The following is a 1816-nucleotide window of genomic DNA, read 5'->3' on the forward strand; positions in this document are numbered from 1 at the left end:
GACAATAATAATGGCAACCTCACTTTGCAAAATGGTGTTTTTGTTCCTATCAATTATTTTTCCAGAAAGATTTATTGGTAACTTTAAGCTCCGTTAAAAATTGAGATTATGGCCGTTCATCAGGAAAAAAACATCATCATTCAAAACGCTGAAACAAAAAGTTTCCTCGCAGATGCTTACTACCCAAATTCAGAAACAAAACTTCCGCTGGTAATTTTTGCCCACGGCTATAAAGGTTACAAAGACTGGGGCGCATGGAATCTGATGGCGGAAAAGTTTGCTGAAGCAGGATTCTTCTTCGTTAAATTCAATTTTTCACACAACGGAACTACTTTAGAAAATCCCACCGAGTTTGCAGATTTGGAATCATTCGGGAACAATAATTTCTCAAAAGAAATGTCGGATTACGATGCGGTTTTAAATTATTTTTATGAAAATCCGAAAATTGATCAATCGAAAATCGCAATCATCGGTCACAGTCTTCCCCGATAAAGGACAGGGTAAAAAACAAAATTATTGCCACCTACTTGGGGGTATCCCCTGGGTTTTACTCCAGAATAAAATCTGAAACCAAACGGAAATAGCGGAGCACGCATTTTTTTCAAAATTTTATATTTTCTTAATCGCAATCAATTTTTTTATGAAAAACGGCCCCTAACTTTAACAAAAAATTTCACGGTATGAAAAACCTGATCCTAATCTTTGCTTTAGCAACCATATCGTTTGCCTGCGGAAGAAGCAGCGAAGACCAGCAAGATACCTACAACCCGCAACTGCCTCCCATTACCCAAACCGGAGCCAATACCTTTGGCGTGAAAATTAATGGGGTAGGTTATACTCCTAAATCCTCCACAAATGATTTGTCAAATATTGGATATCCTGTATATAATGGAGTTTGGATAGACTTTTCTTATGACAATGGGAAAACTTTCACACCCTTTATAAGTTTAGATAAAAAAAATCGTACAAGTTTTTTTCTCCGAATTAATGATGTGCAAGGAATTACAACAAAAAATTATGTTTTAAATGGACAAGATCAAAATAACCCCGAGGGAAGAATAACCTTAGAATATTTAATATATGAGTCCCCCACGTTAAAAAAAGCAATATAATGCCATACCTGATAGTGGTACAATCACTATTACGAAAAATGATTCGAACATCATTAGCGGAACATTTTCTGGAAAAATAAAAAACGTATCGGATCCAAATGATGTATTAGAAATCAGTGAAGGTAGATTTGATTTCAATAAAAACACAATTAACGATTACAAATTCCCTTAATAAAGGAAGCAAAGTAGATCTAATGGAAAAACCGCTATTACGGACGGACGGTTTAGTTTTATAAACCTACTATTAATACCACTAATTTTCCTTAAATTTTAAAAACCATGAAAAAACTTATTTTTCTTGCATCTATTTTCTCTTTAATAATTATAAAAGCCCAAAACTTTAACTGGGAGAATGCGCTTTCACAAATCTATGTGCCACAACCCGGATTTGCTCCGGAAAAATTTCTTTTGGACAGGGCCCCATGTTTGCCGACTTACTTTAAAACTGGGTTTCTATGACCCGACTCATAATTTCTAAATGAGTATAATTACTACCTTTAAACCAACTAAATACAAAATATTATGAAAAACCTAATCCTAATCTTTGCTTTAGCAACCCTATCGCTTGCCTGCGGCAGAAGCAGCGAAAACCAGCAGGACACCTACAACCCACAACTGCCTCCCATTACCCAGACCGGTGCTAACACCTTTGGTTGCAAGATAAACGGTGTGGTGATGGTGCCGAGAAACTCTATTGGTTATGT

The 1816-nt window shown here is 36.0% G+C and carries 2 protein-coding genes and 1 pseudogene; all 3 read left to right on the forward strand.

Going from position 1 to position 1816, the window contains the following annotated elements; all coding sequences use genetic code 11:
• Nucleotides 1–108: 108 nt before the first annotated feature.
• Nucleotides 109–492: an alpha/beta hydrolase family protein gene (locus ACM44_RS15545; protein ID WP_053215486.1), complete on the forward strand. Its 384-nt coding sequence runs from the start codon at nt 109–111 to the stop codon at nt 490–492.
• A gap of 188 nt (nt 493–680) precedes the next feature.
• Complete coding sequence (locus tag ACM44_RS14750) at nt 681–1112, forward strand: hypothetical protein (RefSeq protein WP_048500828.1); 432 nt, start codon at nt 681–683, stop codon at nt 1110–1112.
• A 522-nt stretch (nt 1113–1634) separates the two neighbouring features.
• Nucleotides 1635–1816: pseudogene (locus ACM44_RS15640) on the forward strand (hypothetical protein); the annotation flags it as partial.

The organism is Chryseobacterium koreense CCUG 49689 (assembly GCF_001045435.1).
GTDB lineage: Bacteria > Bacteroidota > Bacteroidia > Flavobacteriales > Weeksellaceae > Kaistella > Kaistella koreensis.